Below are 6,000 nucleotides of genomic sequence, written 5' to 3'. Positions count from 1 at the left end.
GGTGGCGGATCGACTCCCCGCTGCTCGACCGCCTGGGGGAGACGGTGACGGCAGCGGCCCGGAGTGCCCTGCGACGACCTCGCTGAGGAACCTCAGCCTTCGCGGCGCTCCTCGATGTGCCTGGTCTTCGAGCGCTGCTGGTTCATCACCACGACGAGCACGAGGGACAGTGCGCCCACGATCACGCAGATCCATCCGATCATCTGGGCATCGATGACGTCGGTCACCGAGTCCGGCAGCGTGATCGCGTCCAGGACGAGGATCAGGCCGATCACCAGCAGCAGGATGCCAATCCCGATTCCCATCGGTCGCTCCTTGTCGAGTAGACGGCCCCCCGTCAACGGCAGCCTACGCGTTGTGATTGCCAGAGCCAGACCTAGAACGAGTCCTCGTCGAGGTCCATCAGGGCGAGGTCGGTGCTCTCGGCGATCCGGCGCTCGGCGGTCACCCTGGGCAGGTTGTGCTGCGCGAAGAACTGCGCCGCGGCGACCTTGCCCTCGTAGAACCGCGCGTCCTTCTCCGACACGTCACCGGCCAGCTTGCTGAGCGCGACCTCGGCCTGGCGCAGCAGCAGCCACGCGCAGACGACGTCGCCGAGCACCATCAGCAGCCGCGTCGTGTTCAGGCCGATCTTGTAGATGTTGCGCACGTCGCCGCCCTCGGCGGAGGCGTCGGCAGACATCAGGTCGTTGATCATGTGGCCGACCAGCGCGTTGGCGTCCTCGAGTGCGGTGGCGAGCAGCCTCCGCTCCTGCTTGAGCCGGCCGTCACCCGCCTCGCTCGCGATGAAGGACTCGATCTGCTGCGCCAGGTGGCCGAGGGCGCGGCCCTGGTCCTTCACGATCTTGCGGAAGAAGAAGTCCTGGCCCTGGATCGCCGTGGTGCCCTCGTAGAGCGTGTCGATCTTCGCGTCGCGGACGTACTGCTCGATCGGGTACTCCGTGAGGAAGCCCGACCCGCCGAGGGTCTGCAGCGACTCGGTCCCGAGCAGCACCCACGAGCGCTCGGAGCCGTATCCCTTCACGATCGGCAGCAGCATGTCGTTGACGGCCATCGCGAGCTCGTCGGTCTCGCCGCCGTGCTCGGCCACCATGACCCGGTCCTGCCAGGACGCCGTGTAGAGCACCAGTGCGCGCATCGCCTCGGCGAAGGACTTCTGCGTCATCAGCGAGCGCCGGACGTCGGGGTGGTGGGTGATCGTCACGCGCGGGGCGGTCTTGTCGGCGGCCTGGGTGAGGTCGGCGCCCTGCACCCGGGTCTTGGCGTAGTCCAACGCGTTGAGGTAGCCGGTCGACAGGGTGGCGATCGCCTTGGTGCCGACCATCATCCGGGCGTTCTCGATCACCTGGAACATCTGGGCGATGCCGTTGTGGACCTCGCCGAGCAGCCAGCCCTTCGCGGGCTCGCCGCCGCCGACGGACGGGTCGCCGAAGGTCAGCTCACACGTGTTGGACACCTTGATGCCCATCTTGTGCTCCACGTTGGTGACGTAGACCCCGTTGCGCTCGCCGGTCAGCTCACCGGTCTCGAAGTCGAAGTGGTGCTTGGGCACGATGAAGAGCGAGAGTCCCTTGGTTCCGGGGCCGCCCGCACCCTCGACGCCGACCGGCCGCGCCAGCACCAGGTGGACGATGTTGTCGGAGAGCTGGCTCTCGGCGCTGGTGATGAAGCGCTTGACGCCCTCGAGGTTCCACGAGCCGTCCTCGTTCGGCGTGGCCTTGGTACGGCCGGCGCCGACGTCGGATCCTGCGTCGGGCTCGGTCAGCACCATGGTGGTGTTCCAGCCCTTCTCGACCATCAGCTGTGCGATCCGCTTGTCACGGTCGTTGCCGTTGCGGTGCACGACATTGGCGAACGACGGGCCGGCGGCGTACATCCAGACCGGGGCGTTGGCGCCGAGGACCATCTCGGCCACCGCCCAGTTGAGCGTTGAGGGGGCGGGCGTGCCGCCGAGCTCCTCGACGATCTGCAGCCGCCAGTACTCGGCGTCCATCCAGGCGTGGTAGCTCTTCGCGAACGACTCCGGCACCGGAGCGGTGTGCGTCTGCGGGTCGAACACCGGCGGGTTGCGGTCGCTGTCCTCGTACGACGCAGCGAGATCCTCGCGCGCGAGCCGGTCGACCTCGGCGAGGATCGCCCGGGCGGTCTCGGAGTCGATCTCCGCGAAGGGGCCCTTCCCGAGGACCTCGTCACGGCCGAGCACCTCGAAGAGGTTGAACTCGATGTCGCGGAGATTGGTCTTGTAGTGGCTCACGGATCCCACCTGTTCGGCTCGTCGCTGACGGTTCTTACTCGTCGGTAACTACGAGTATTGCCCGGCGCGGAATCGTTCGCAAGGAATCACCCCGACCGGTTGCGCGGGTGTGATGCAGGCCACGAGGTGGGGAGTGCGGCCGGCTCCGACATGCGAGTCGAGCGAGTCGGTCGAGTCGGTCGAGTCGGTCGTGACAGACTGACGCCGTGCGTGTCTCCGCCAAGTCCGACTACGCGCTGCGAGCGCTGATCGAGATCGCGCGCGCCACCGAGCGCACCGCCATCAGCGCCGAGGAGCTCGGCCGGCGTCAGGACATCCCGCACGGGTTCCTGCAGGCGATCCTCGCCGACCTCCGGCGGGCCGGCGTCGTGATCTCCCAGCGCGGCCAGTCCGGCGGCTGGCGCCTGGCTCGGCCGGCCTCCGACGTGTCGGTGGCCGACGTGATCCGCGCCGTCGACGGTCCGCTGGTGTCGGTCTACGGACTGCGGCCGGAGGCGGTGGAGTACAACGACGAGGCGAGCGTGCTCCAGCACGTCTGGATCGCCGCCCGCCGTTCCCTTCGCGATGTCTTCGAGCACGTCACGATCGAGCAGCTCGCGTCCCAGGATCTGCCGCGCGAGGTCACGTCGCGGACGGCCGACGAGGACGCCTGGCAGCCGCACTGACCCGTCTCAGGGGACCGCGGCTAGCCATTCCACGAGCGGCCGGGCGCGTCTCCAGTCCTCGCGGACCCGGTCCAGGAGACCGGGTCCGATCGCGTCGGCCTCGAACCCGTAGCTGCGGCCGACCATGAGCTGCTTGCGGCGCAGCAGTGTGATCCGCGGGTGGTCGGCGGCGTACCCGCGCGGGCAGGTCTTGAGCGACTCACCGCCGATCTCGAAGCCCTCGGCCTCGAGCGTCGCCAGCAGCCGCTCGAGCTCGGACCCGGAGCGGTGGTCGTCGATCGCCTCCCGGATCCCCGCAAGCCGGTCTCCGGGGCGGTAGCAGCCGGCGCCGACCCGGGTGCCGCGCGCGGAGATCTCCACGTACCAACCGGTGGAGGGCGCGGCCGCCACGAAGGCGCCCTGGTGGGTCTTGTACGGCGACTTGTCCTTCGCGAACCGGACGTCGCGGTGCGGCCGGAACACCTTGGCGCTGCGCCCGTCGCCGGCGAACTCCGGTTCGAGCGCGGCGACCAGAGCCAGCATCGGCGCGCGGACCGCCTCGTCGTACGTCGCCCGGTGCGCCTCCCAGAAGGACTTGGTGTTCTCGACCTCGAGGTCGTCGTAGAAGTCCAGGGCGCTGACGGGGAAGCCGGTGAAGCTCACGGCACCCACCGTACGAGCCGGGTCAGCCGACCGCTGCGGTCACCTGTTCGTCGCCGGCCTCGGTGAACGCGGTGACGGTGAGGTCGGTGCCGCCGCACCGCGGCGCGGAGAGGAACGCGCGGCCCGCGCCCGGCGACTCGTACACCACGTCGGTCGAGCCGTCGGGGCCGATCCGTAGCAGCCGGGCCGGATCGGTGTTGCGCTGCGGGTCGCGCACGGCGTACGCCGCGTCACCGCACCAGACGAGGGTGCCGGTCGTGCCGGCGCCGACCTCGACCGGGCCGGAGCCGGTGTCGGCGAAGAACTCCGAGGCGTCGACCTGACGCTCGTTCGCGACCACGCCCCAGACCGCCGCGGTCTCGGTCGCGACGGCTTCCCAGCCGTGGCACTCCTCGACGCCGCCGAGCGGTTCGAGCTCGGTGCCGACGACCCGGTTCAGCGTGCGGCAGGACGGCCGGCTGTCGTCGAACGTCATCACGGTGACCCCACCGGGCGTGACCCGCGCGTTCGTGAGCCCGTGACGAGGCGGGACACACGGTCCGCGGTCGGAGCGACCGCTGACCAGGTCGACGGTGGCGAGGCAGTAGTCGCGGTCGGAGGTGGTGGCGTGCACGAGAAGCCCGGCCCCGAGCGCCCACGTGCCGCCGACCGTGGTGGGCACCTCGGCGTCACCGTCGAGGACCGTCTGCTCGCCCGTGGCGAGGTCGATCACCGTGGCCTGGTTGGGCTCCGCGGCCTGCTCGTGCTCGGCCACCACCACGGCGAACTCACCGTCGATCAGGGTCTCGGTGATCCGGAAGCCCGCGGGCGCCTCGACCGAGACCGGCTGCGGGCCGGTGAGCTCGGCGCGGTCGCCGGACTCGACGAGCCGGAGCTGCCACCCGCCACTGACCGTCACCTGGTCTTCGACCGAGCCGCGCACCGGGCGCCAGTCCAACGCTGCCGGCTCGGTGGGTCCGCTCGGATCCGCGGTCCCGGTGGGCTCCGCTGTCCCGGACGGCTCCGAGCCTTCGCTGCTCGGACCGGGTGACGGCGAGGGCGGGGTCTCCTCTGCGCTGCAGCCCGCGAGTAGCAGCGCCGCGGCGACTGCCGCCCAGGTCCGGCGGTGCACTCAGACCCCGATGTTCTGGTGCGGGTGGGCCTGGTTGGCGCGGTAGCTCTGGTAGGCGTTGCGCCACTGGACCCGGGAGATGAAAGGCTCGGACGGGTCGAACCGCTGCTGGTTCCACGGCTCGAAGTAGCCGAGCCGGGCCGGCTTCTTGCCGTTCTTGTCGTAGCCGCGACCGACCTGGAAGTGGCCCGACGCGTCGTCGTCGAGGTAGGGGAAGAATCGCTTCAGCAGGATCGGGTGCAGCACCACCGGTGCTCGGTAGTCCTCGATGTGGCGCATCTGCAGCAACAGCCACTTCTTAAAGGACCAGTCGGAGATGTCCAGCACGATGTACTTCCCGGCGTACCGCTCCTGGTCGTAGCCGGTGGCGGAGTTGACGACCCGCACGATCTCGCTGATCGCGGAGCCGGAGCTCGTGGTGCCCAGCTTGCCGGCCCAGTGCTTCTGGGTGCGCCGCTTGCCGTGCCAGCCCCAGGCGATCGCCTGCATCGTGGTGGGACCGCACCAGTAGGTCCTCCGCTGCGCGCGGACCTGCTTCCCGCGCAGGATCTTCGAGCGGCGCGGATAGTCCTTGAGCCCCTTGGGCGCGGCCGAGGTCGACGTGGTCGAGGTCCTGGCGGCGGGCGCTCGGGCCTCGGGGTGACGCTCGAGGAAACCGGCCGGCAGCGGGTCGCCGAGGATCTGGTGCCGCAACAGCACCACCTTTGCGACCGCGCGTGCGGCCGCCTCGAGCTCGGCGCGTTCTGCTGCCAGCCGTTCGGCGGCGGGGCGGGCGGCGCGCTGCGCGAGCAGGTCGGCGGTGGAGAGGTCGCCCGTGGTCTCGACCGAGCTGGGGCGACGGTTCTGGGGTTTTGCAGCGGCGGCGCGAGCCTGCACCAGCTCGGGGTCGGCGTCGGTCCACCCCACGCCCAGGCAGTACTGCTGACCCTCGAAGGTGGTGCACCGGGCCAGGTCATGGGCCAGGGAGGCCGGCCGCCGAGCGCTCACCGAAGCCGGTGAGTCGGCGAGCAGGTCCTCGATCGCTTCGCGGTCCTGGGCGCTGATGGTGCCCGGCCCGGGCGCGCTCTCGCGGGCGACGTACGTCGGCGCGGACTGCTCGGTGGCCGGCCGGACGGCGCCGTCCGGCTCCTCGCCCGGCCCCTCACCCGAGGGCAGCAACGTCGCCGCGACGACGCCGAGGACCAGCGCCAGCGCGGCCGCGAGCGCAACGCGACCACGCGGTGTGAGTCGGGTCAGGGTCTGGTGTAGCCGAAACATTGAACGCCCTCAGGTCGGGGAAGGAGGCATACCACTGTCACCATGAGCCACACAAGACGTCAAGTTCCCCT

6 protein-coding genes are annotated in these 6,000 nt (G+C 70.3%); 1 reads left to right on the top strand and 5 read right to left on the bottom strand.

From position 1 onward, the window contains the following. Nucleotides 1-92 precede the first annotated feature (92 nt). Entirely contained in the window at nucleotides 93-305 is a 213-nt protein-coding gene (locus VFZ39_RS10235) for a DUF6458 family protein (protein WP_330865644.1), read from the bottom strand. A gap of 71 nt (nucleotides 306-376) precedes the next feature. Beyond that, on the bottom strand, nucleotides 377-2,254 hold the full coding sequence (locus VFZ39_RS10230) for an acyl-CoA dehydrogenase (RefSeq protein WP_330865643.1): 1,878 nt from the start codon (nucleotides 2,252-2,254) through the stop codon (nucleotides 377-379). Between the two features lie 206 nt (nucleotides 2,255-2,460). Between VFZ39_RS10230 and VFZ39_RS10225 the strand changes: the two genes are divergently transcribed. After that, nucleotides 2,461-2,919 (top strand): Rrf2 family transcriptional regulator, encoded by a 459-nt coding sequence (locus tag VFZ39_RS10225; RefSeq protein WP_330865642.1) that lies wholly within the window; start codon nucleotides 2,461-2,463, stop codon nucleotides 2,917-2,919. A gap of 6 nt (nucleotides 2,920-2,925) precedes the next feature. On the opposite strand, the gene VFZ39_RS10220 is transcribed toward VFZ39_RS10225, so the two are convergent. The 3 genes from VFZ39_RS10220 to VFZ39_RS10210 all read right to left on the bottom strand — a co-directional run bounded on the left by VFZ39_RS10220 (nucleotide 2,926) and on the right by VFZ39_RS10210 (nucleotide 5,929). After that, nucleotides 2,926-3,561: a DUF2461 domain-containing protein gene (locus VFZ39_RS10220; protein ID WP_330865641.1), complete on the bottom strand. Its 636-nt coding sequence runs from the start codon at nucleotides 3,559-3,561 to the stop codon at nucleotides 2,926-2,928. Nucleotides 3,562-3,583: 22 nt separating this feature from the next. Next, nucleotides 3,584-4,483 (bottom strand): hypothetical protein, encoded by a 900-nt coding sequence (locus VFZ39_RS10215; RefSeq protein ID WP_330865640.1) that lies wholly within the window; start codon nucleotides 4,481-4,483, stop codon nucleotides 3,584-3,586. Between the two features lie 189 nt (nucleotides 4,484-4,672). After that, nucleotides 4,673-5,929, bottom strand: a complete 1,257-nt coding sequence (locus VFZ39_RS10210; RefSeq protein ID WP_330865639.1) for a C39 family peptidase — start codon at nucleotides 5,927-5,929, stop codon at nucleotides 4,673-4,675. Between the last annotated feature and the right edge of the window lie 71 nt (nucleotides 5,930-6,000).

Origin of the sequence: Nocardioides sp. (assembly GCF_036374615.1) — a bacterium.
Lineage (GTDB): Bacteria > Actinomycetota > Actinomycetes > Propionibacteriales > Nocardioidaceae > Nocardioides.
This window is presented reverse-complemented; position numbering and strand designations above follow the sequence as displayed.